Genomic DNA, 24,330 nt, shown 5'->3' with positions numbered 1-24,330 from the left:
TTCGATTTGGGATTGAATATATTTTTTTATATGCGTTCATTTAGAGGCAATCATAACGATTGCCTCTTTTTATTGTGTGTTTGGATTCTTATACCATATTAAAATACTTACAAATCAATTCAACAAATGAGTAAAATTGACAAATATAGAATAATAATCTAACCTAGTAGACTAGAGATATTCTACTACTTAGATCGATACACAACTTTATGCCTATATATTTCATTGTAATCTTGATAAAAGTTACTAGGAAATCTCTTAATAATAAATAATTAGGCAGGTGGATTTTATGTGCGGTTTTGTAGGATGTATTCAAAAATATCCGAAAGCCATAAATTCAAATATGAAAGAAACGATCAAGAAGATGAACACGATCATTACCCATAGGGGTCCGGATGATGAAGGTTATTTTTTTGATGATTTTGTAAATTTTGGATTTAGGAGATTGAGCATAATCGATATAGATAACGGTAACCAACCTCTTTCATATGAAAATGAACGATATTGGATCATTTTTAATGGCGAAATCTACAATTATATTGAACTAAGGAAAGAACTCATTGATAAAGGATATGAGTTCACGACGGATTCTGATACGGAAGTAATATTGGCTCTCTATAGTAGCCATAAAGAGCAAACCGTCCAGAAACTGCGCGGCATGTTCGCTTTTGTCATTTGGGATAAAGTCGAACAAAAACTATTTGGGGCAAGGGATCACTTTGGAATCAAGCCTTTTTTCTATTGTGAACAAGATAATGTCACATATTTTGCATCAGAAAAAAAGAGTATCTTGACAGCGATGAATGAAGAGTTGGACGTGAATTCATTACAGCATTTTCTCAGCTTTCAATATGTTCCCGAACCATCTACCTTATCCAATAACATTAAAAAGTTATCACCTGGGCATTATTTCACAAAAGAGCCCGGAAAGAAAATGGATATAAAAGAGTTCTGGAAACCTACTTTTCGCCCTTCCAGTATAGAAGATTCAAAAGTCATAAAAGAAATACAAGAAACCTTAATTGACTCGGTGAACGTACATATGAGAAGTGATGTTCCGGTTGGTTCTTTTCTATCAGGTGGGATTGATTCATCATTTATCTGCTCCATCGCAAAACAGATTAATCCTAAGATCAAAACCTTTTCTGTAGGGTTCGAAAGAGATGGATACAGTGAAATAAACGTTGCACAGGAGACAGCAGCCGCTTTGAATGTAGAAAATATAAGTTATATCATAAGTCCTGAAGAATTCTTGGCAGAACTTCCAAAGATTATCTGGCATATGGATGACCCTTTAGCAGACCCCGCTGCCGTTCCGCTATATTTTGTCGCACGGGAAGCTAAAAAGCACGTTAAAGTCGCCTTGTCCGGTGAGGGTGCAGATGAATTATTCGGCGGATATAATATATACCGGGAGCCCCATTCCCTGCGCATGTTTTCCCATATACCTGCACCGTTGAACAACGTGTTGAGGACACTTTCCTCTATTTTGCCAGAAGGGGTTAAAGGAAAGAGTTTTATAGAGCGTGGAGTAACACCTTTAGAAGATCGATATATCGGAAACGCAAACATATTCGACGAGAAAGAGAAAAAACTTTTACTAGTGAATTATCTCAATGGTTTAGAAAATGAAAAAGTGACAAGTCCAATCTATTCAAGTTCTTTAGGTTATGATCCTATTACCCAAATGCAAAACATTGATATTCAAACTTGGCTAGAAGGTGATATTTTATTGAAGGCAGATAAAATGTCTATGGCGAATTCTTTAGAGGTGAGAGTTCCATTTTTGGATAAATGCGTATTCAATACGGCTTCAAAACTTAGTATGGATCAAAAAGTAAGAAATGGAACGACCAAATACATGCTTCGAAAAGCTGCCCGAGGGATTGTGCCGGAACATGTATGGAGCAGGAAGAAGCTGGGTTTTCCAGTGCCTATCCGCCATTGGTTAAAGGATGAATTATATGATTGGGCAGTAAAGTTAATCCAGGAGAGCCCAACTGACTATCTTTTTAACAAACCGCAAATTGTGAAATTAATTGAAAACCATGTAAATAATAAAACGGACAACAGCCGGAAGCTCTGGACCATTTTGACTTTTATGATTTGGCATCAAATTTATATAGAAAAACAATATGATCCACGGCCTCAAAAGACTTTACACTATGCTGTAAATTAAGCATCCATTGGCTCGTTTACTCATTTGCACCCAAGCATCAATGTAATAGGCTTGGGTGCTTTTATTTTTACATGATAACAACCAAAAAACGAGGATCCGTTTAAATTAACAATTGGTATATGACGAATTTCTCATAAGGATTAAATTCAGTCAAGCCTGGTAATATCACTTCGCCCTTCAGCTCGAAGGCGGTTTGATTTTCGAGGAAAAAAATATAATCCTGTGACCCATAAAATAAAATCAGTTCGATTTGGCGCGGTTCTTTTTCAAAGGAAAGCAATATATTATTGATGATTTTCATAAAGATCTGTACTGAGAACGGATTAAAGAAATAAAACCGATTGTCTTTCGAATCAATATCATATTCTTCCGCTAAACAACAGTGGAATTCTATATTGCCATTGTTGTTTTTCCTTTTCTTCTTATAGTTATTCTGATTCCCAATCGCTTCTTTATAGTAGTTTTCATTCATCTCCACGCCAACCACAGATGATTGATATAAGTGATGGATAAAAAAATTCAATCGTCCTTTACCACATCCAAAATCCACAATGCGATCATTTCTTTTTAGTGGGTATTTTTTGAATAAATGTTCTAATGCACTATATGGCGTAGGTTCGTATCGATGGTAATGCAAAGAATCATTGAAAATTTTTTGTTCCCCTTCCGTCTTGATGTTTAGCATCTCATCATAACTTGTTTCTTTCATTGTTATATGCACCTGCTTCATGGTTATTTCAAAAAGGGATTCCTAACTAAAAACCCCGAATAAGGTTGATCTTATCCAGGGTAAAGTTTTGTTATATGAATGTCCAGACAATTAATTGGATTTTGCTTTAGTTACATAACCATTAAAATCAGAGATGCATGGGCTGGCCATATAATGACCGCCTTCAATCTGGATGAGTCTGGGGTACATTCTTTATCCCTAACTGATCAATTATCGTTCGGTTTTTACACCTTGCTGTTTTAGCCCTATTGCTTTCCGCTTAATCTCTTCCAAATAATGCACTCTTATTCCCATAAGAAAAACACCTCCAAATTCGTATTTATTATAAATACGACTCAGGGGGTGTTTTTACCTTGTCTCATTTTCCTACTTCATCATCCCATATGATCCAATCATGAACCTCAAGGATTTCCAAAAATTTCATCAAACGAGGTAAGGCTGGTTCTGCTTCCTCACCAAAATGTTCACTCATCGCTTCAGAAATCTGTTTGACATTGCTTTGGAACTCCATTTGTTTAATGGCAAATGCCCCAAACTTATCAAGCTTGATTTTACGGACTGATGGTTGTTTCAGGAAACGAATCGTAATTCGTTCCACAAAATTGGTCCGTTGAATGACTAAAAAAGTTGCTTCCAAAGATTCTTGTTCCATTGTGACGCGTTTTTCCAAAAGGGGAACCATGGTTAACAGGTTCCTCTTTTTTGATTGGCGTTTACGAAGCATCTTCTTTTTTCCCTTTGCTGGATACGAACCATAGCAATCCAGCTAGAGCAAGGAATAGTAAGAATGGTAGCAAATTGCTGGCTAATTTAGCCGTGGCCGGGACTTGGACACCTGCTGCAATCAATATGGCAATAAGTACACCAATCAATGATTCACCTGCTATTAAACCAGATGCAAATAATACACCCCTATCAACACGTGCTTTAAGCGCTTCTTTCGTTTTCGAGAAGAACTCAACGAAGAAACGGATAAATCCACCGATCATGATTGGGGCACTAGTATGAACCGGCAAGTAAATGCCGACAGCAACAACAAGTGAATTCAGACCGAAAAACTCTAATGTGATGGAAATAGCCGCACCGATAAAGATAAGGGTCCAAGGTAGATCTCCCCCAAGAACACCTTCAGCAAGTATTTTCATAAGTGCCGCTTTAGGTGCAGGTAGTTCTGCAGATCCCATCGTATAAGCATTGTCCATCAGAACCAGGATAAAACCAATGACAGAAGCAGACGCAACGACACCGATCATCATGGCAACTTGTTGTTTCCATGGTGTTCCGCCCACAATATATCCTGTTTTTAGATCTTGAGAAACATCTCCGGAAACCGCAAGAGCAGTACAAATGATCGCAGCAACGGTTAAAGCCGCTACCATTCCATTCGTACCAGTAAAACCAATTGCTTTATAGACAATCGCTACAATCAATAGTGTGGCTATGGTCATCCCGGAAACAGGGGAAGAAGAACTTCCGACGATCCCAACAACCCTTGAAGCCACCGTCACGAATAAAAATCCAAAAAGCGCAATTGCAATCGCACCGATGATTCCTACATCTGTTATTGGTGTGAAAGCAATGATTAAAATAACGATGATCGTTCCCAACCAAACGTACTTAGCCGGGATGTCTTTTTCAGTACGGATCGAACCCGATTTAAGTTGCCCTTTATTGGCTTTTACGCCTTTAAGGGTATCAAAAACTGAACTGAAAAGTATAGGTAATGTTTTGATCAATGTGATCAATCCGCCAGTTGCAACAGCACCAGCTCCAATATAACGTATATAATTATCCCAAATTCCCCATGCATCCAATTCACCGATCGGTACATCAGAAGGGAAAATGGCTGTTCCATTGCTGCTGCCAAAGAAGCTGATTGCCGGTATGAGAACGACCCATGCTAATAGCCCTCCACCTAGCATTTGTCCTGCAACACGCGGCCCAATGATATAACCTACACCCAAAAGGGAAGGAAAGGCATCAAGACCAACCACCGCATTTTTAAAGTTTGTGATTCCTGTTTCAACCTCTGTTTTAAAAAGCTTAAAACCATCACCAAGCCCTTTAACCATACCGCCGATAACCAAACCGGCTCCGATTAATTTGGCACTTGTACCACCTTCTTCTCCTGACTTCAGAACCTCGGCACATGCCGTACCTTCAGGATATGGTAATGTTTCATGTTCCCTTACAATCAAAAGCTGGCGAAGGGGAACCATCATGAAGACCCCTAAAAATCCCCCAGTTAATACAACGAAAATGATGAATGCTTGACTCACGTCCATGTCCCACATGAATAATGCTGGAATGGTAAATACAGCACCGGCACCAATTGCCTCACCTGCCGTGGTCATCGTTTGCACAATATTGTTTTCTAAAATTGAATCCCTGCGAAAAACCCCTCTTAAGATAGCCATTGAAATTACCGCTGCGGGTATTGAAGCAGAGACAGTTAAACCAATAAGTAGGCCTAAGTATGCATTTGCCGCACCGAATACGATTGCAAGAATGATCCCTAGAATGACTGCCGTTGCAGTTAATTCCGGTAGAGATTTTGATGCAGAGACGTACGGGACGAATTTACTTTCTTTCGAATTGTTCGACAATTTAGCCACTTCCTATGTTAAACTTTAAAATCACAGAGAACATTATATCACTGTAATTTAAAGTCATGCAATGGGAAAATTTCTCTTACTAAAAGTTTGATTATATCCAAAATTCAGATTAGCAGTTTCAGTTTTAAAGTATATTAAAATAATATTTCTCTAATTACCATCTGGTTTGATTCAATTGCTTTCCATTCAACAGGCTATTATATAATATTTTTTTCCCTGTGCCCTTTAACTGATATGCAGCATTCATAAACAATCATTAGGAACAATAAGCAATTACCCACTCTGTGATTGCACATTAAAATAAAAACTAACATATCCTGGCAAGATCAAGTCTCCGGAAAAGGAATGATATATTCATGGTCTCCTATATGGACTATACTTCACCATCTACACAATACTTTTTCGATGTTAACAAGAGCACCTTCGTTAAAAAAAACAATCAAAACTATATAAATGTATTAGGTATCAAACAATTGAACACACTCGAAAATGTTTCATTATTAGATATTTACCTTAGTACCGACAATGTCGTAGAACCGCATTATCACCAAAATGCTGCAGAGCTAGTGTACTGCATTTCTGGAGCTGCAACCGTTTCATTACTGAATCCTTTTACAAAACAAATACAAAATTACCCCATTAAACCCGGTCAAGTAGCCAATGTTCCACAAGGTTGGTGGCATTATGAAGTAGCCAATACTGATAACACCCATCTGCTTGCCATTTTTAATGCACCAACACCTGAAGTGATCCTGGGTTCGGATATTTTGAAATTGACGCCTGCAAATATTATGGCGCATACGTATTGTATCGATGAAAACCAATGGAAAAAAGTAATTGCACCGGTTCAACCATCAACATTCATCGGTCCGCCAGCCAACTGCGATAGAGCGGCCGAAGAAGACAGTCAGCAATACCCGCAATATATTAATCACTATGATAACCAAATGTATACTGCCCCGTCATACAACTATCAATTTCAACCTAATCCCCAGTATTATTATTGAAGATAAATTGGGAAATTGATTAACCCCGTTCATGGATGGCGTCTAATAAAAAGGGATCGAAAAAAGCAATGAAGAACCCCATTACTTAAGAGTCCTCCATTGCTTTTAATTGCATGACCCTTTTAAAAGTCATTCATTTACTTCGCCACATCTTACATTATTGTGGTCACCCAATGTGGTTTAGGGGCATTATAAAATCCATAACACGTATTCGTTATACAATTTCTATATATTCTACCGAGTTTCTTCTTCTTATATAAGAGATTCTCAAATTGATCCCCCTCTATAAAAACAGATTATTCATTCTATTTTACGTTTGCTCAGAACTTATCTTACCTTTAAAGGAACGTGCTCAATCCAGTTTTATAAAAAATTAAATTGTCGGATTCTTATTTGCATCTTTTTGGAATTTTGTTTTTCATATTATCATAAGTCCTCTAAATTGCTCAGTTTCCATTTCGGTTTCATTTTGATTCTCAAAGATATAAAAGTGATGAAGAAGAAAATAATACACAAGTCACAGACTATTTAATGCTACTAACACTATATACCTCCCGACTGATCTCACCCGGCAAAAATTTGATGTACTATTAAATCGAGTTTGATATCTTCGCAACTTACACAAGGCCGTTGCTTTTTTGTTCCAAAAGGGAGACAAATTATATAAAAACACGATTAGTGTAATCGCACATGAACAAATATATATCAATTTGTCATCATACGTGGCTATGAGTTTATATTTATATCACTTACTTAAAAGCAAAAAAAGGGCATAAGTCCCTTTCATTAAAGGTTTATGCCTTTTATTTTCATACAGTTGCTAAAATGTTTCCCTTACTTTAAATTTTTAATTTTATTATAAATCATAATCTGCATTCCTAAGACAACCTCAATTAGAATTGCTATGATGAAAAAGTGGTATCAGTAAGTTTAGGGCATTCAAATGTTTCCATAACCTTAGATAAATATAGTCATGTTACCAGAATATATAGGACTCATCAGCAGAGAACTTTTCATAAGCTAAAAAGAGCCCTTTAGCAATAAATGTGGTCTCTTAGTGGTCTCTTAGTGGTCATTTAATAAGGCTGTTTTCACATACTTTGTTGCTATTTACCAGGTAGTGAGTTGTGGTTGATTTCCCCTCCAGATGCTCGCTTTCCGCGGGGCGGGGGTCTCGCACTACCGCTCCAATCAACCTTAAATAGTTTTGTTTTAAAAACAACAATCTTTACGAAAAGAGCCTTTAATAAAAATAACACTGGAGAGTCCTTGTAAATAAGGGTTCTCCAGTGTTTATTATTACATGATCCTCTTGAACATTTTCTCCATTTCATAAATGGAATAAGAGATGATGATAGGTCTTCCATGAGGGCATGTGAAGGGATCGGTTGTCCGTCTTAGTTCATCCAAAAGTGCTTGAATTTCATCATTGCGCAGATGACGGTTTGCCTTAATGGAGGCTTTACAGCTCATCATGATTGCTGCTTCCTCACGCAGTTTTTTGATGTCTACCTTTTTCATCGATAACAATTGTTCGATCATTTCTTCCAGTATTTCCTGTTCAATTCCTTTAGGGAACCATTGAGGATGCGATCTGACAATATAGGCGTTATAGCCAAACTCCTCTAAAAAGACGCCGACTCGTTCCAACTCATCCCGATATTCATTTATCCGGATACATTGGTCAGTCGAAAATTCAAGCGTGATGGGTACGAGCATATCCTGTAGCTCGTTTTCGACTCGTCCGACTTTTTCTTTAAAATATTCGTATTTGATCCGTTCCTGGGCAGCATGTTGGTCTATGATATACAAACCTTTTTCGTTTTGGGCAAAAATATATGTTCCATGCATTTGCCCAATTGGGTACATGGGAGGGATTCGACTCTCCGACTCATCCTCCTCGATTTCTTCCTCTTGCTCGACAGTGTAGGTTGTATATTTTTCAGCCGATTCGAAATATGGTTTTCTTTCATCTTCTGGTAAGACCGGTATATAGGCATCTCCCATTTGCTGCTGTTCATTGCTGTAGATTAATTCCTTTATCGGTTCGAGATTGAATTCTTCAACATGATCCTCATAATTCTTTTGTCCCTGCTTTTCCCGGATCAAGGTATCCTTCAAGAGTGAAGCTTCTTTCTTGGCTTCTTCAAGGATACGCTTCCCCTTTTCCACGACATGGTCCAAATCCAGAGTAGTTTGCTCACTTTTCACCTGTTCTGGCTTTGGTGCAGGTGTATATCCACTAGGAATGAGAGATAGCTTTTTAAACGCAGACTTAATCGTTTCTGATACAAGACTGTAAAGCTCCTGTTCCTTACTGAGCCTTACCTCCATTTTGGATGGATGGACATTGACATCGACAAGAATCGGATCCATTTCAATATTCAACAAAGCAATTGGAAAACGGCCAATTGGGAGAAGTGTATGGTACCCATCCAAGATCGCTTTCACGAGTGCATAGTTTTTTATGAAGCGGCCGTTTATCATGGTTGATATATAATTCCTTGAAGCCCGGGTGACCTCCGGCATAACTATATATCCGGATAATTTGAAGTCCAAAGAGCTTGCCTGAATCGGAATCATCTTTTTGGCGATATTAGTCCCATAGATTGCTGCTAGCACCTGCCTGACATCACCGTTACCATTCGTATGCAGGATACGCTTCTCATTGTGGGATAACCGTATAGAAACATCCGGGTGCGAAAGTGCGAGCCTGTTAGCGACATCCGTAATATTTCCTAGCTCGGTATGAATGGTTTTCATATATTTCAACCTTGCAGGAGTATTGTAAAACAAATCGGAAACCAGGATATCCGTTCCCTTACGGCTGGATGAAGCCTCGAGTTCTTTAACCATGCCGCCTTCAAGAAGTATGCGCGTTCCTACACCTTCGCCAGTGCTGCTTTTCAATTCGAAACGGGAAACTGAAGCAATACTGGGCATCGCTTCTCCCCGGAAGCCCAGTGTTCGAATTCGGAAGAGGTCATTTTCATCTTTTATTTTACTTGTGGCATGACGTTTAAATGCTGCCTCAATGTCATCAGCCAAAATCCCCTCGCCATTGTCCACGATTCTAATGGAACCAAGTCCAGCTTCCACCAATTCAATCTCTATAATGGTACTGTTTGCATCTATTGCGTTTTCCACAAGTTCCTTAACGACTGAGGCAGGGCGTTCTACAACTTCGCCAGCTGCGATTTTATTAGATAAAGCCTCGTCAAGCTGTATGATTTTCCCCATTTTTATCGCCTCGCTTTTGTTCTCATTTTAGTTTCTTTTGTAATTTATAAAGAATATTCATCGCCTCAAGTGGCGTCATTTCAAGGATATCCAGTGATTTTATGTCGTCCAGCACCTTATTTTCCTTAGGTGAAGAATTCACTCTTCCCTTAGGAGTCTCTTCCCCAAAGAAGGAAAGCTGTGCTTCATTGACTGATGTTACAGGAGCTGCTTCGGCGATGGGTGCTTTTACAACAGCAGCAGGCTGCTCATGCATCCCCTTTTCTTGTCCATTTTCATTCTCTAACTTCGCTAAAATAGCAGCGGCCCGATCAATTAACTGCTTCGGTAAATCAGCAAGCTTTGCCACGTGAATTCCATAACTTTTATCTGCTGGCCCTTCTTTAATTTTATGAAGGAAAACGACATTTCCATTTTGCTCAATTGCACTGACATGGATATTTTTCAATTTAGGCAGTTCCGATGCCAATACCGTCAATTCATGATAATGAGTCGAAAAGAGGGTCTTTGCCCCAATTTCTTCATGAATATATTCAATGATGGCCTGGGCAAGTGCCATCCCATCGTAAGTTGATGTTCCCCGCCCGATCTCATCAAATAATATCAAACTGTTTTCAGTCGCATTCATAATGGCATTTCTTGCCTCAAGCATCTCGACCATGAATGTACTTTGACCGGAAATCAAATCATCAGCAGCGCCAATCCTAGTAAATACCTTATCAAAAATAGGCAATTCAGCTATACTTGCGGAAACGAAGCATCCAATCTGCGCTAGAATCGATGTTAGTGCAAGCTGGCGCATATACGTGCTTTTACCCGACATATTGGGCCCTGTGATCAAGAGTAGCTCCCGTTCTCCATCCATAAAGCAGTCATTTGGGACATACTCCTGTGATTGAAGGACTTTCTCCACTACTGGATGCCGGCCTTCCTTCAGGACGATTCTTCGATCATCAGAAAAGACAGGCTTCACATAATGGCGTTCTTCGCTAATCGTCGCAAAGCACTGCAGGACATCCAATTCACTGACGCCTTTCGCCAAATCCTGTAAGCGCGGGATATAGCTTTTGACCTCTTCACGAAGATTGAGGAATAGGTCATATTCCAAACTGATGCTTTTTTCCTCTGCTTGTAAAATCAAAGCTTCCTTTTCTTTTAATTCAGGTGTGATATAACGTTCGGCATTCGTTAAAGTTTGCTTCCTTTCATAGCGCCCTTCTTCAAGCAGGTGCAAATTGGCTCGTGTGACTTCAATATAATAGCCAAAAACACGATTATAACCGATTTTCAATGATCTGATTCCTGTACGTTCCCGCTCTTCACGTTCCAGCTGAGCAATCCACGTTTTCCCGTTCCTGCTGGCATCCCTGTATATATCCAGCTCCTTATGGAAACCGTCCTGAATGATATTCCCTTCCTTGACGGACAATGGCGGGTTTTCAACAAGCGCTGTTTCAAGTAAATCCGTCACTTCTTCACAAGGATCCAATTTATCGGCAAGAATTGAAATATCATGTTCGGAAGCCATTGAATTCACGATTTCACGAATGATTGGCACCTGTTGCAATGAACGCTTCAATTGAATCAAGTCCCTAGCGTTTACATTCCCGAAGGCGACCCTTCCGGCCAGCCTCTCCAAGTCATACACTTCCTTCAGGCGTTCACGTAAGTCTTGCCGTTCGAAGTATTGATTTTTCAGGGTTTCAACAAGGCTTTGCCTCCGCTCGATCTGGTTTTTATTAATGAGCGGTCTATCAATCCATTGCTTCAGCATCCTTCCGCCCATGGCTGTTTTCGTTTCATCAAGCAGCCATAATAATGAGCCTTTTTTACCTTTGGAACGAATGGTTTCAGTCAACTCCAAATTGCGTTTGCTATAATAATCAATTTTCATATATTGTGACGTTTCATATGCAAGCACTGGCTGTAGATGATCCAGGCTGCGTTTTTGGGTACGGTATAGATAATTCAATAAACGTGAGGTCGTTGTCGCCAGTTTCTGGTCTTTTAACAGTTGAAGCAATGCAGCGAATGACTCGCTTTGAACCAAATTATTCTCTAGGGACAGAGCGGCAGCTCCCCGTTCTTGCAGCTTTTTTTTCCATTCTTCATTGAAATCTTCAGCGATGACCACTTCGCTAGCACCAAGGATGGCAAATTCATTCAGAACTTCTTCAAAACTCTCAATCAAAGTGACCTTATTTTCCCCTGTCGATAAATCATTGTATCCAAAGCCAAACTGACCATCCGTAAAATAAGTGATGGTGGCAATATAATTATTTTCCTTTTCTCTAAGGCCCTTACTGTCCATTTTCGTTCCCGGAGTAATAAGCTGGACAACTTCCCTGCGTACCACACCTTTGGCTTGTTTGGGATCCTCAGTCTGTTCACAAATAGCTACTTTAAACCCTTTTTCTATCAATATATCAATATAATTAGGAGCCGAGTGATATGGAATCCCGCACATCGGAATTCGATCTTCACTACCACCTTCTCGGCTCGTTAATGTGATTTCGAGCTCCTGTGATGCATTCAGTGCATCGTCAAAAAACATTTCATAAAAATCGCCTAAACGAAAAAATAAAAAGGCATCTTGATACTCTGCCTTAATTTTTAAATATTGCTGTATCATCGGAGTATATCCAGCCATTCTTTCAAAACCTTTCCAAACTAAAATCTATTACCCATTTATGTCCTTCATTATAACATACGGGTAAGCAACATTGCCTGTATTCGAAATTGAATGTAAATCAATTACCCTGTGGGATTAAACTGTTGAATGCTAGTTAAGTATCTGCAAAAATATGTACACGTATATAGTATCATTTCAATCTTATTTTTTTGATAAAGGACTTGCCCCGCTTCAAAATAAATAAAACCGGATGAAGGGAATGTCATCCGGTAGTTACTTTCTATATTCTATTCGTCTTCGAATTCATCAAGGAAATCCGGATCTAAATCTTCAAATTCCTCATCATCGAAATCAGAGCCCCAGTCATCCTCACAGCGGCCATCTGGATTAACAGCGACACAAATTTTCGTTTCGCCGACGACTTCCACAAAGAATTCTCTTTCCACATGGACAATGATTTTTTGTCCACACGGGGAGATGCAAGCTTCTAAACAATTCGGCTGTTGGACAGCTTGTGCAACGATTTCATGGTCATCATGACAATCCGGATCACGGTATTTCAGCGAAATCACGTCGGTATATTGCACTTTTTCAGTAACAACTTCCGTCTTTGAATTATGGTTATAGGAATACCAAACGTTGATTTCGTAGCTGCCGTGAATTTCTACCTTTTTGCCGACTTTCTTTGCATCGTATTTATGGTTGATGATCCAACAACCTAGAATGCTAGAAGGATGATGAGCCGGGCAAATGGTGTGAGAGGACTTTGTGAATTTACGTCCCTTTGCCACCACCGCTTTAGTAATTATCTCTCTATATTGTGACATGCTAGCGAACCCTCCTCATACAGTTTCCATTCATCCTATGCGTGGTAAAAGTCTAGTGTGCGTAGAATTTTAATTGTTTGAAAACTGCAGTAATGTTTTAAACCTAGGTTATTTTATGCGCATCTTTTGGGATATGTGTCACGAATGGGCGCTGTATAAGGATTTCCAAGTATTAAAAAAGCCCTTCTAAATTGAAATTTGGCCCTGATAGCTGACACATAAAAAAGCGTCCCTTTTCCGGTTTATTTATGTTCCAATAGGAGTAATGAGTATGGACGGAGGGGGTCAACGAGTAAGAATACATATACTGATTTACAGATTAAAGAACTTGAAAAGAACCCAAAAATCATAAGTGCTTCAGAGTGTTCTATTTTCCTATAATCCTGAATTTAAAACAAAAGCTATTAAGGAATATAAAAAAGGGGAAATCCCCCTCTCAAATTTTCATAGAACATGGATTCAATCTCGAAATCATTGGTAAGGAAAAACCTAAGCGTTGTCTACAGCGCTGACGTGATACCTTGAAAGGCTTGGTGGAGGAAGGCTTCCTGAACGCCGCGGAAAAGGAAAGACGCCCTTCTTCTAAGCCACAGTCTGCAGAGAATCAACTTAGGAAGGCCGAAGCGAGAATCAAATTCCTTGAAACGGAAAATGACTTCCTAAAAAAGCTGGAAGAGTTAGAAAGGCGGGCGTTTAAAAAGAAATCATTTTCACTGCAGCTGAGAAGTTCTATCTGATTGAAAGAACGATCAGGCAATACCTGTAAGAAGGCTGTTTCCTATCTATGCAAATTAGCTGGTGTAAGTCGAAGTGGCTACAATGAGTGGTTAAAGGCAGCTCCAACCCGTAAGCTACGCGAGGAACAGGATGATTTGGACATAAAATTAATTAAAAATATACTCCTCAGTAAGAAGGAAAAAGCAGGCACCCTCCAGATCAAAATGGTTATGGAAAATGATCATTCGGCCGTCATGAATCATAAGAAAACAGACGGTTGATGGCAAAATATAATCTCTTCGCAAAAATCAGAAGGGCCAAACCGTCTCGAAAGATGGCTAAGACAACCAAGGAGGAGCACCTTACTTGTCAAACCTTCTTAATCGTGAATTCAAACCGAGGGAGCGAGGAAATTCTGCTAAAAGACAATACCTATCTTTATTATGGAAAGGGTCAGCTTATTTATCATGCGTAAAAGATCGGTCATAAAAGAAATAGTTACGTATTAGTTATCCACTCCATTAGATATGAATATGTTCATGAAACACTAAACAAGCTAAGGCAGACTGTGAATCACGAGTTCCATCCGAGTGCAATCCCCGTAAGGGAAACTGTTGGGATAATGCGCCGATGGAAAGTTTTTTTTGGCCACTTTAAAGATTTAGCAGAATATAAAACATGTACTAATTTAACGGATGTGAAGGAAGAAGTTGATCGAGTTATTGAAGAATACAATGAGTCTCGTTATCAATGGGGACTATAGAAAATGGTCCCGGTAAAATACCGGGACCACCTATTAGCCCATTTTTTTATACTGTCAAAAAAATGGGCTACACTTTAAAATCAGTAGGGCTTTTTAATATTCATGAACAACTTCCGCCTCCGGCTTGCACCTGTGAACCTGTCTCACCGCGAAGGACGTCGCCTTCAGTCGATTCAATGATCAGGTCCGTTACCTTATTCGATACTTGTGATGAGACCATTTGCAAAAGATCATTTACATCAACTTGGGATTGTTTGAATTCTTGGACGATCGGTAGTTCATCCAATTGTTTTTCCAGTGCATCGATTTTAGCCTGAACTTGGTTGTATGCTTTTTCTTTTCCGTAATGCTGGAAGTTTACCGCCTGTTTTTGCAAGCTCTTGATACTGGCGATCATTTCACGGATTTTTTGGTTTTCATTGATGTGAGCTTCTGCCCGTTTAAAGAAATCGACTTCTTCCGTGCTCGCAATCATTTCAGCAAGCTCTGCCGCTTTTGACAGTATGTCATCTTTAGTATATTTAGTCATATTACTCCACCTCAATCGCCGTTGCTTCTTCAACCATATCCCCATTTAATGACCATGTTTTCGTTCCAGTGATTTTCACTTTTACGATTTGGCCAATTGCCGATTTTGGTCCTTTGAAGTTCACGAGCTTATTTTTCGTTGTATAACCTGCTAATATTTCCGCATTCTTCTTGCTTTCGCCTTCAACAAGCACTTCAACAATCTGCCCATCATACTCTTTCATTTTCAATGCACACGTTTCATTGACAAGGGCATTCAAACGTTGCAGGCGTTCCTTTTTCACTTCCATCGGTACATTATCCTGCATTTTCGCAGCCGGTGTTCCCTCACGTGGTGAATAGATATAAGTATATGCTGCATCGAAACCAACTTCACGGTATAAAGACATCGTCTCTTCAAAGTGCTCTTCCGTTTCATTCGGATAGCCTACAATGATGTCAGTTGTTAGCGATGCACTTGGGATTGCTTCCTTAATCTTTTTTACTAGCTCTAAATATTGTTCCCGTGTATATTTACGGGCCATGATTTTAAGTGTTTCCGTACTTCCCGATTGAACTGGAAGATGGATATGGTCAACGAGATTTCCCCCTTTAGCCAGAACTTCAATCAAGTGATCATCAAAGTCACGGGGATGGCTGGTCGTAAAACGAATACGCGGAATATCGATTTTGCGGATTTCATCCATCAAATCACCGAAACGATATTCAATATCCGCAAAGTCTTTACCGTATGCATTCACATTCTGTCCAAGCAGGGTTATTTCCTTGTAACCCTGAGCCGCTAAATGACGGACTTCTTGTATGATATCTTCAGGTCTGCGGCTTCTTTCTTTACCCCTTGTGTAAGGTACGATGCAGTATGTACAAAACTTATCGCAGCCATACATGATATTGACCCATGCCTTCGTTTTGCCTTTACGCACTTTCGGAAGGTTCTCGATTACATCACCTTCTTTGGACCAAACCTCAATGACCATTTCCTTGGAAAGATAAGCTTCATTAAGAATTTGCGGCAGCCGGTGGATATTATGCGTTCCGAAAATCATATCTACAAAATGGTGCTTCTCTAGAATCCGCTTTACAACAGACTCCTCTTGCGACATACAACCGCAAACCCCAAGCAAAAGATCCGGCTTTTCCAATTTCAATGATTTCAAATGGCCCAATTCACCGAACACTTTATTCTCTGCGTTTTCCCGAATCGCACAAGTGTTAAGTAATATGACGTTAGCATCATCCACCGTGTTTGTAGGCTCATAACCAAGTGCCGTAAAGATGCCCGCCATGACTTCTGTATCATGTTCGTTCATTTGACAGCCATATGTACGAATGTAAAACTTTTTGCCTTCTCCCATTCCACGGAAACCTTCAGGAATTGCAAAGTCATCATGGTATTCTACTTCTTCTTTTCCTCGCTTTTTCGCATCTTTTAGGGAAGGCGGAATATAAACGGCTTGAAAGTACTTACTGAAGTCCTTATCGGATTTTTTGTCCGCTGAATTTTCAGCCTGTACTTGTTGTGATTCTAATCGTTGTTTCTCGTTCATAGTTAATCTCCTTTCAAAATAGTTAGTTTATTTCTTCACCAACTATTTCAAGACCTATCTTCTAATGGTTTTATACGGTTTCTTTTTAAGAATTTCCAGTAAATATTAGCTTTTAATTGTGATATATCCACATTAACTTAGTATAAAGCTTTTAACAGCAAGAAACAATCATTCTGTCGTGCCTTCTTCAATTGTAAGAAATTTTTCACAAACGTGGAAAATAAAAACAAGAAAGAAGAGGCTTGATTCGCATATTCAATATGACGATATTAGCCTCTTCTTATTAAATGATAGGATGATACTATTCCTTCACAGCTATTTTAAAAATGCAGACCATGCGCTTTACTCGTGGGTTTGAGCTTTAATCGTGAGTTTGGGCGCTTTATTCGTGAAATTGAGCATTTTACTCGTGAGTTTGGGCATTTTACTCGTGAGTTTGGGCGCTTTACTCGTGAGTTTGGGCATTTTACTCGTGAGTTTGGGCGCTTTACTCGTGAGTTTGACCGCTTTACTCGTTTATTTGATTGTTTTACTCGTGAACCTTCTCACTCTTTAAGGGGTTAGGAGCACCTTGCCACACTGACCTTTGATCATCAGTTCAAAACCCTTCTCAAAATCGCTTAGTGAAAATCGGTGTGTAATCATTGGTTTTACATCAACATTGCCACTCCCAAGCAAACTTGAAACCTGTTGCCAGGTTGAAAACATTTTCCTTCCGGTTATCCCTTGGACAGTAAGACCCTTGAATACAATATCATCCGTTATATTAAGCGTGACCGGCTGAGATGGCAGACTTAGAATTGATATCCTTCCACCATTCGTCACCATCTTAAACCCTTGTTCAATAGCTTTAGGATTACCGCTCATTTCGCAAACCACATCCACCCCATCCGAATTTGTGAGGCCTTTCGTGATTTCCAGTGGATTTTGTTTAATTGAATGTATGAGGTCTGTAGCCCCCATCTTTTTGGCAAGCTGAAGCCGATAATCATTAATATCAAGAGCGATCACTTTATCGGCACCTGCAGCCTTTGCTACAGCAACTGCCATAAGCCCAATTGGACCACAGCCGATTATGGCCACCGTTTTACCCAGGACCTCACCAGCAAGCACTGAATGTACTGCATTTCCCATCGGTTCTTGGATGGTAGCTATATCGAGTGGCATACCAATTGGATTTTTCCATAGATTCTTGGCCGGCAGAGCTATATACTCTGCAAAGCATCCCTGTTTATCGAGTCCGATAATATTTGTTTTTTTACAAATATGGAATTGGCCGGTTAAGCATTGCCTGCATGTACCGCAAACTATATGTGTTTCGGCAGATACACAATCACCAACTGAAACATTGCTCACATTTTCTCCTATCTCCATTACTTCCCCAGCAAATTCGTGTCCAAAAACGTATGGTGGATTCACTCTTCCCTGCGACCATTTATCCCAGGTGAAGATATGAATATCCGTTCCACATATAGAGGTCATCTTTACTCGAATCAAGACCTCGTCCTCACGAATATCCGGAATATCGACAACTTGTAATTGTGCCCCATATCCTCGGTGATGTTTGACGACTGCTTTCATTTTCCCTCTCAGCATATACACTCCCCCTGAAATAGGGCTGCTCTTTTCACCTGCCTTAATATGTAAAGATATGAAAAACTAATTAAAAAAATACCTAATCGCTTTTGTATCGGTCTTTTGTACAAAAATAAAGTTGATTTTGGGGCATTCGTACATTTTTGTTAAATGGGTCATGTTTCTATAGCATCTCGTCCGCTCTCGAATAAGATATCTTGTACAACAAAAATAATTGAAGGAGTGACTTATATGTCATGTTCTGGAAACCATAATCATGATCATCATGGTAACAACAATAATAACGATAGAATCGCAGACGATTTTTGTCGTGCTGTGAGAGGTTGTAATAGGCGCGACAGAGATCGTGACCGCGATCATGACCGTGACCGTGACCGCGATCGGGATCGGGATCGGGACCGCGATCAACACCATCACCACCATCATCATAACAACAACAACTGTTGTTGTAGAAGAAGGAATCGTTGCTGTTTCTTCGGTTTCGGTGGCGGCTTCGGTGGCCGTTGCGGTGGCGGTTTTGGTGGAGGTTGCGGTGGCGGTTGCGGTTTTTAACCGTAACTTCGGCAGATGCAACAACGGTTGTTAAGCTAAGCCAGTCGTAAGTCTTCTAGCATGTGGCCTATCTACTGGAGAGCCTAATAATTAACCACAAAAAAGGTTCACCCCATCTTAAGGGGCGAACCTTTTCACTTTTACATAAATTCAGCAACAAGCTTATCAAAGTGCGCTTGATCCAGTGTCAAATCGGATTTATTTAACGCTTTTTCAGCATACCCTGGCACTAATTCCTGGTACGAAGGACGTGAAGAGTCTTGATAGATAATACCTGTCACAAGGCTGTCATGTTTCATCAAAGTCTGCATGGCCTGTTCTTTATTTGATGAATCATAGCCATCAATCGTGTTCAATTTAGTTAAGTTTTGTTTAAACCAATCATACGTATTAATCTTATTATATGTTACACAAGGAGAGAAAACATTGATAAAGGAAAACCCTTTATGGTTTATCCCCGCTTCAATGATCGCTGTCAGGTCTTTCAAGTCAGTGGAAAAGCTTTGGGCGACAAACGTAGCGCCAGCTGACAAAGCTAATTCCATAGGTGAAACAGCCTGTTCTATTGATCCTTCTGGAGTGGATTTCGTTTTAAATCCAGCAGCAGACCTAGGTGAGGTCTGGCCTTTTGTCAAACCATAAATTTGGTTATCCATGACAATATAGGTAATGTCTATATTACGACGGATCGCATGAATCGTGTGTCCCATCCCGATTGCAAAACCATCTCCGTCACCGCCTGAAGCTATAACGGTCAATTCACGGTTGGCCATTTTCACTCCTTGGGCAATTGGCAGAGAGCGGCCATGGATTCCGTGGAAACCGTATGACTTGATGTAACCGGATATACGTCCTGAACAGCCGATACCGGAAACAACAGCCAGATTCTCCGGCTCCAATCCTACATTGGCTGCCGCACGCTGCATGGCAGCCTGAACGGAGAAATCTCCGCAGCCAGGACACCAGTTAGGTTTTACATCATTACGAAACTCTTTAAACGTTGCCATATTCGAACATCTCCTTGCATTGTGTGTGAATTTCATGCGGGAGGAATGGGTTGCCATCATATTTTAGGATGCTTTTAATTTTATTAACATGTCCGACATTCATCTTGATAATATTAGCCAATTGTCCAGTCGCATTATTTTCAATAACTACTACTTTCTTAGCACTTTGCACCAACGATAGGACTTCATCAGCCGGGAAAGGATGAATCAAACGGATTTGCGCATGATTCACTTTCATTCCATCCGTTTCTAACCGGCCGATCGCTTCATCAATGGTCCCGCGTGTAGAGTTAAAACCAAGAATTAATAAATCCGCTTCTTCATGCGGTGTGTTTTTGTATACTGGTGTTTGGAATGTGTTAGTTAAATTATTCAGCTTACGCATCCGTTTATCCATTTGCACTTTACGATTCAAAGCCGTCTCAGAAGGTCTGCCCGTTTCGTCATGTTCAACACCGGTAACATGGTGAATTCCATTTTTCATACCAGGCACTACACGTGGTGAGACCCCGTCTTCCGTTACTTTATAACGCTTGAAGTAAGATTTGTTTTCAGCCTCTTCAATTTCATAGTCCACCAATTTACCGCGTCTTATCTCCACTCTGCTGTAATCAAGCGGCTGAACCGTTTGTTTACCTAGTGATAGCTGTAAATCGGATAAAACGATAACTGGACATTGATATTCCTCTGCAAGATTGAATGCTTCTGCCGTATCATAAAAAGCTTCTTCAACTGTACTTGGAGCCATTACGATTTTAGGGATTTCACCATGAGTACCATAAATCATGGCCATTAAATCGGATTGCTCCTGTTTTGTAGGAAGTCCCGTAGATGGACCGCCACGCTGAGTATCGACAATGACAATTGGCGTCTCGGTAATGCCCGCTAAACCAATCGCCTCCATCTTCAAGGAAAGTCCAGGTCCAGCTGAAGCAGTGATGGCACGTACACCACCATAGTTTGCACCAATCGCCATTGTAGCCGCTGCGATTTCATCTTCAGTCTGTATGACCGTCCCACCCAATTGAGGAAGTTTTTTAATCAGGTATTCCATAATTTCCGAGGCTGGAGTAATTGGATAAGCGGCCATGAAGCGGCAACCGCCTGCAACTGCACCTAGAGCGATAGCATCGTTCCCAATCATGAACAATCGTTTTTGGCCGTCTGCTTTTTCAAGCTCCATTGCGCCCAGTTTTTCTCCAAGCATCACTTCCATTGCCTTATAGCCAGCAGTGATAGCTTCCATATTCTTCTTTACGATTTCTTCACCTTTGCGGCCGAATATTTCATCCACCACATCGTTGAATACGGAAATTTCCATTCCTAGAACAGCACATGTCGCACCGATAGCGACCATATTTTTCATTAAAGATGTTCCTAATTCGGCTGCTATTTCCGTAAATGGAACAATATATAATTCTGCCTTTGTATCTTCTGGGCAGACAGGTTTGAATTTTGCATCTGCGATTATGATGCCACCCTCATGTAATTCTTTATAATTGACGTCAATTGTTTCTTGGTCAAAAGCAACTAAGATGTCTAAATCATCAGAGATAGCACGAGTTTCCGTAGTACTTACACGAATTTTGTTATTCGTGTGTCCACCCTTGATTCGGGATGAGAAATGACGGTAGCCATACAAGTAATAACCTAAGCGATTGAGGGCAATACAGAATATTTCTCCTGTACTTTCAATACCTTCACCTTGTTGTCCGCCAACTTTCCATGAAAGTTGATTGATCATGTCTTACACTCCTTTAGGACGTTCGTATATAAATGCATTTAACCGCCCCTCCCTTCAGAACATTCGACTATGTATAATTAATCGTTCTAATTTAGGAAAGGTGTACTAAACGCTTTCAATTCTATCGGTTAAATCATTAAATTGCAACCTTTTTGCTTTTGTTTTTTATATTTTCAGAATATTTATTCATATCTATATAGTAAGAATTGAAAATCACTTAAGATAATTCCTGTTTAAGCGGAAAATTACGAGTGAAATTACCAAAAAGGAGACCTTTTACGAACTCACTTGAATAAAGCATGTTGAGTTCATTGATAAAATTATGATAATCCTTATATGACATTAAATTTTCTACCATATGATCGATTCCATCGAAGTCAGACCCTAATCCAATTTGTCTTTCCCCGCCCAAACTGCATATATGTTCTATATGTTTCAAGATATCCTTTATCGATGCCGATTCACCATTAGATAGGAATTGAGGGACAAAGGTTACCCCTATCACTCCATTTTTTTGCAAAAGTGCTTTTATCTGGCCGTCTTTTAAATTTCGCGGATTCGAACAAAGCTGATAGGCATTCGAATGGGAGGCTATTGGGAATTTCGCCTTCTTTAAGGTGTCCCAAAATCCAGCTTCAGATAGATGGGATAAATCACACCAAATTGATTTCTCATTCAAAAGCGCGACCACCTCCGTTCCAAACCCTGTCAATCCGCCCCCTCTTGATTCTAATGCCCCATCTGCTACCAAGTTAGCGTAATTCCAAGTTAAACCAACAGAGGACACTCCAAGATGAATTAGTGTTTTCAGTTTCAATAAATCATTTCCAATGCAATCGCATCCCTCTAGGGTTAGCATCGCACCGATTTCCTTTTCTTTTAGAGAATCGATGTCTGCTTTGGTCTTTATAAATTTCATTTCCGGCTCTGATAAAATCTTTTCATGAAAAATATCCACCATCGCCAAAGCCGCTTGAAATCTCATATCCGGGTGGACATTCTCTGGAATATAAATCGCAAAACATTGGACTTTTCCTCCTTCATCCAATAACCCCCGCTTTGTTATATGTAATTTATCACTATCTAAAAAAGAAATATCCGGATCTTTGAACATCTTCATCAACACATCACAATGTGCATCAAAAATCGCCAATGTAATCCCCCTTCCTGCCCTTATCTATTTAGAGATCATATATTCCATTATAAAGCGATCTCGATTTTTCGTCATTTGGATTTCAGGACAAAAAAGAGCCTGCTCGCCATCCGACAAACAGGACACCCACCCATAAAATTATCTTGGTTCAATGATTAGCTTTATAGCAGTTCGTTCTTCGCCATCAATAAGTATATCTGTAAAGGCAGGAATACAAATCAAGTCAACTCCACTAGGTGCGACAAACCCTCTTGCGATTGCTACTGCCTTGACGGCTTGATTTAACGCACCTGCACCGATTGCCTGAATTTCGGCTGCTCCTCTTTCTCTGAGCACTCCCGCTAGTGCGCCTGCTACAGAATTAGGATTAGATTTTGCTGAAACCTTTAATATTTCCATTCCTAGTCCTCCTTGTTTTCCCTGCCGATTATAATCTTTGGCTCAATAGTTATAACACTTTCCACTGCTACTATATTCATCAAGTAAAACTTGTATGACAAAGAAAACCTGGATTGTCCACCATTTATTAAAGAATAAAGAAAATGGATGGAAAGTCATTTTGACTGTCCATCCATTCAAATCAATTATCAAAGGGGTGATCTTCGTTAATCAGTATTCTTTCAATTTTTTTAGCTTTGCCAGTTTTATCATCAATTTCAAGGAGAACCCCACTTAATAGCGTCCGCCCCTCCTTAGGCACTTCGAAACGAACAGGAAGGCTAGTTAGGAACCGATGGATTACTGCCTCTCTTTCCATACCAAGGATGCCATCATACGGTCCTGTCATGCCTACATCTGATATGTAAGCGGTGCCAGCAGGTAAAATACGGTTATCGGCTGTCTGGACGTGTGTGTGTGTACCAACAACGGCTGTAACCTTCCCATCCAGGAACCACCCCATAGCTTGCTTTTCACTTGTAGCCTCTCCGTGAAAATCAACAAAGATGATTGGGGTCCTTTTTTGAGCCTCCGCGACTAGTTCTTCCGCCTTTTTGAACGGACAATCCAAATCCGGCATGAACGTTCTAGCCTGCAAATTGATGACCGCTATTTCCTGTTGATTCAATTTTAAAAATTTCATTCCATCGCCAGGTGCTCCGTCCGGAAAGTTCGCTGGCCGGACGAGATATTTCGCGTCATCAATAAAATTGAAAATATCGCGATTATCCCATGTATGGTTTCCCATGGTCACTGCCTGCGCTCCCCACTCTAAAAAACTGCGGTAAATCTTTTCTGTAATTCCCCGGCCACTTGCAGCATTTTCCCCGTTGATGACCGTGATATGCGGACGATACTTTTCTTTTAACTTAGGAAGGTATTCTTGGATCATATCACGACCAGGAGATCCTACGACATCCCCAATAAATAGCAATTTCATTGTAAAACCCTTTCTAGATTCACATTTATTATGATATGGATTATTCAAGTATGTATTGTAACATAACATGGTGTCATTATAGGAATCATGCTTATCGATTAATATTAGAAAAAGA

General features: G+C 39.9%; 20 protein-coding genes and 1 pseudogene. 6 read left to right on the top strand and 15 right to left on the bottom strand.

Going from position 1 to position 24,330, the window contains the following annotated elements; all coding sequences use genetic code 11:
• Positions 1–289: 289 nt before the first annotated feature.
• Positions 290–2,179 (top strand): asparagine synthase (glutamine-hydrolyzing), encoded by a 1,890-nt coding sequence (asnB, locus tag SB775_RS01660; protein WP_410860337.1) that lies wholly within the window; start codon positions 290–292, stop codon positions 2,177–2,179.
• Between the two features lie 100 nt (positions 2,180–2,279).
• Here asnB and SB775_RS01655 read toward each other — a convergent pair whose 3' ends face one another.
• From SB775_RS01655 to SB775_RS01645, 3 genes are all read right to left on the bottom strand, one after another.
• A complete protein-coding gene (locus SB775_RS01655) occupies positions 2,280–2,888 on the bottom strand; it encodes a methyltransferase (protein ID WP_410860336.1) in 609 nt (202 codons plus the stop codon).
• Positions 2,889–3,267: 379 nt separating this feature from the next.
• Positions 3,268–3,633 (bottom strand): PqqD family protein, encoded by a 366-nt coding sequence (locus SB775_RS01650; RefSeq protein ID WP_061462486.1) that lies wholly within the window; start codon positions 3,631–3,633, stop codon positions 3,268–3,270.
• Positions 3,623–5,515: an OPT family oligopeptide transporter gene (locus tag SB775_RS01645; RefSeq protein WP_061462485.1), complete on the bottom strand. Its 1,893-nt coding sequence runs from the start codon at positions 5,513–5,515 to the stop codon at positions 3,623–3,625. The genes SB775_RS01650 and SB775_RS01645 overlap by 11 nt, the downstream gene beginning before the upstream one ends.
• Before the next feature lie 365 nt (positions 5,516–5,880).
• Here SB775_RS01645 and SB775_RS01640 point away from each other — a divergent pair, with 365 nt between their 5' ends.
• The gene (locus SB775_RS01640; RefSeq protein ID WP_061462484.1) at positions 5,881–6,531 is read left to right on the top strand and encodes a cupin domain-containing protein; all 651 of its coding nucleotides are present in this window, start codon (positions 5,881–5,883) and stop codon (positions 6,529–6,531) included.
• A 1,299-nt stretch (positions 6,532–7,830) separates the two neighbouring features.
• Here the strand turns inward: SB775_RS01640 and mutL are convergent.
• The 3 genes from mutL to SB775_RS01625 form a co-directional block, all read right to left on the bottom strand.
• Positions 7,831–9,771, bottom strand: coding sequence for a DNA mismatch repair endonuclease MutL (gene mutL, locus SB775_RS01635; RefSeq protein ID WP_410860335.1), 1,941 nt, complete (start codon positions 9,769–9,771; stop codon positions 7,831–7,833).
• Between the two features lie 22 nt (positions 9,772–9,793).
• Positions 9,794–12,421, bottom strand: coding sequence for a DNA mismatch repair protein MutS (gene mutS / locus SB775_RS01630; protein ID WP_061462482.1), 2,628 nt, complete (start codon positions 12,419–12,421; stop codon positions 9,794–9,796).
• A 269-nt stretch (positions 12,422–12,690) separates the two neighbouring features.
• Positions 12,691–13,230 carry an outer spore coat protein CotE gene (locus SB775_RS01625; RefSeq protein ID WP_056526911.1) on the bottom strand — a complete coding sequence of 180 codons (540 nt, stop codon included), beginning with the start codon at positions 13,228–13,230 and terminating at the stop codon, positions 12,691–12,693.
• Positions 13,231–13,751: 521 nt separating this feature from the next.
• Here SB775_RS01625 and SB775_RS01620 point away from each other — a divergent pair.
• From SB775_RS01620 to SB775_RS01610, 3 genes and pseudogenes are all read left to right on the top strand, one after another.
• The gene (locus tag SB775_RS01620) at positions 13,752–13,967 is read left to right on the top strand and encodes a hypothetical protein (protein ID WP_081108758.1); all 216 of its coding nucleotides are present in this window, start codon (positions 13,752–13,754) and stop codon (positions 13,965–13,967) included.
• Positions 13,968–14,228, top strand: a complete 261-nt coding sequence (locus SB775_RS01615; protein ID WP_410860333.1) for a hypothetical protein — start codon at positions 13,968–13,970, stop codon at positions 14,226–14,228.
• 319 nt (positions 14,229–14,547) lie between these two features.
• A pseudogene (locus tag SB775_RS01610) lies at positions 14,548–14,710 on the top strand (integrase core domain-containing protein); the annotation flags it as partial.
• A 100-nt stretch (positions 14,711–14,810) separates the two neighbouring features.
• Here the strand turns inward: SB775_RS01610 and SB775_RS01605 are convergent.
• Together SB775_RS01605 and miaB are read right to left on the bottom strand one after the other, a co-directional pair.
• Positions 14,811–15,239, bottom strand: coding sequence for a YlbF/YmcA family competence regulator (locus SB775_RS01605; RefSeq protein WP_061462481.1), 429 nt, complete (start codon positions 15,237–15,239; stop codon positions 14,811–14,813).
• Between the two features lies 1 nt (position 15,240).
• On the bottom strand, positions 15,241–16,785 hold the full coding sequence (gene miaB / locus SB775_RS01600) for a tRNA (N6-isopentenyl adenosine(37)-C2)-methylthiotransferase MiaB (RefSeq protein WP_061462480.1): 1,545 nt from the start codon (positions 16,783–16,785) through the stop codon (positions 15,241–15,243).
• 388 nt (positions 16,786–17,173) lie between these two features.
• Between miaB and SB775_RS01595 the strand changes: the two genes are divergently transcribed.
• Positions 17,174–17,341: a hypothetical protein gene (locus tag SB775_RS01595; RefSeq protein ID WP_410860332.1), complete on the top strand. Its 168-nt coding sequence runs from the start codon at positions 17,174–17,176 to the stop codon at positions 17,339–17,341.
• Here the strand turns inward: SB775_RS01595 and tdh are convergent.
• From tdh to SB775_RS01560, 7 genes are all read right to left on the bottom strand, one after another.
• Positions 17,338–18,378, bottom strand: coding sequence for an L-threonine 3-dehydrogenase (gene tdh / locus SB775_RS01590; RefSeq protein WP_410860347.1), 1,041 nt, complete (start codon positions 18,376–18,378; stop codon positions 17,338–17,340). The genes SB775_RS01595 and tdh overlap by 4 nt on opposite strands.
• Before the next feature lie 237 nt (positions 18,379–18,615).
• Positions 18,616–18,957 (bottom strand): hypothetical protein, encoded by a 342-nt coding sequence (locus tag SB775_RS01585; RefSeq protein WP_155727268.1) that lies wholly within the window; start codon positions 18,955–18,957, stop codon positions 18,616–18,618.
• Positions 18,958–19,073: 116 nt separating this feature from the next.
• Entirely contained in the window at positions 19,074–19,940 is an 867-nt protein-coding gene (locus SB775_RS01580; RefSeq protein WP_410860331.1) for a 2-oxoacid:ferredoxin oxidoreductase subunit beta, read from the bottom strand.
• On the bottom strand, positions 19,927–21,684 hold the full coding sequence (locus tag SB775_RS01575) for a 2-oxoacid:acceptor oxidoreductase subunit alpha (RefSeq protein ID WP_410860329.1): 1,758 nt from the start codon (positions 21,682–21,684) through the stop codon (positions 19,927–19,929). Before SB775_RS01575 ends, SB775_RS01580 begins: the two co-directional genes overlap by 14 nt.
• 217 nt (positions 21,685–21,901) lie before the next feature.
• Complete coding sequence (locus SB775_RS01570) at positions 21,902–22,837, bottom strand: dipeptidase (RefSeq protein WP_061462477.1); 936 nt, start codon at positions 22,835–22,837, stop codon at positions 21,902–21,904.
• A 138-nt stretch (positions 22,838–22,975) separates the two neighbouring features.
• Positions 22,976–23,236: a stage V sporulation protein SpoVS gene (gene spoVS / locus SB775_RS01565; protein WP_029281188.1), complete on the bottom strand. Its 261-nt coding sequence runs from the start codon at positions 23,234–23,236 to the stop codon at positions 22,976–22,978.
• Positions 23,237–23,417: 181 nt separating this feature from the next.
• A complete protein-coding gene (locus SB775_RS01560; protein ID WP_089364416.1) occupies positions 23,418–24,215 on the bottom strand; it encodes a TIGR00282 family metallophosphoesterase in 798 nt (265 codons plus the stop codon).
• Positions 24,216–24,330: the final 115 nt, after the last annotated feature.

This window comes from Peribacillus sp. SIMBA_075 (assembly GCF_046534585.1).
This window is presented reverse-complemented; position numbering and strand designations above follow the sequence as displayed.

Excerpts from the sequence above, each read along its gene's own strand:
- asnB (WP_410860337.1), top strand. The coding sequence starts at position 290 with ATGTGCGGTTTTGTAGGATGTATTCAAAAATATCCGAAAGCCATAAAT.
- SB775_RS01655 (WP_410860336.1), bottom strand. The coding sequence starts at position 2,888 with ATGAAAGAAACAAGTTATGATGAGATGCTAAACATCAAGACGGAAGGG.
- SB775_RS01650 (WP_061462486.1), bottom strand. The coding sequence starts at position 3,633 with ATGCTTCGTAAACGCCAATCAAAAAAGAGGAACCTGTTAACCATGGTT.
- SB775_RS01640 (WP_061462484.1), top strand. The coding sequence starts at position 5,881 with ATGGTCTCCTATATGGACTATACTTCACCATCTACACAATACTTTTTC.
- mutL (WP_410860335.1), bottom strand. The coding sequence starts at position 9,771 with ATGGGGAAAATCATACAGCTTGACGAGGCTTTATCTAATAAAATCGCA.
- mutS (WP_061462482.1), bottom strand. The coding sequence starts at position 12,421 with ATGGCTGGATATACTCCGATGATACAGCAATATTTAAAAATTAAGGCA.
- SB775_RS01625 (WP_056526911.1), bottom strand. The coding sequence starts at position 13,230 with ATGTCACAATATAGAGAGATAATTACTAAAGCGGTGGTGGCAAAGGGA.
- SB775_RS01605 (WP_061462481.1), bottom strand. The coding sequence starts at position 15,239 with ATGACTAAATATACTAAAGATGACATACTGTCAAAAGCGGCAGAGCTT.
- miaB (WP_061462480.1), bottom strand. The coding sequence starts at position 16,785 with ATGAACGAGAAACAACGATTAGAATCACAACAAGTACAGGCTGAAAAT.
- SB775_RS01580 (WP_410860331.1), bottom strand. The coding sequence starts at position 19,940 with ATGGCAACGTTTAAAGAGTTTCGTAATGATGTAAAACCTAACTGGTGT.
- SB775_RS01575 (WP_410860329.1), bottom strand. The coding sequence starts at position 21,684 with ATGATCAATCAACTTTCATGGAAAGTTGGCGGACAACAAGGTGAAGGT.
- spoVS (WP_029281188.1), bottom strand. The coding sequence starts at position 23,236 with ATGGAAATATTAAAGGTTTCAGCAAAATCTAATCCTAATTCTGTAGCA.
- SB775_RS01560 (WP_089364416.1), bottom strand. The coding sequence starts at position 24,215 with ATGAAATTGCTATTTATTGGGGATGTCGTAGGATCTCCTGGTCGTGAT.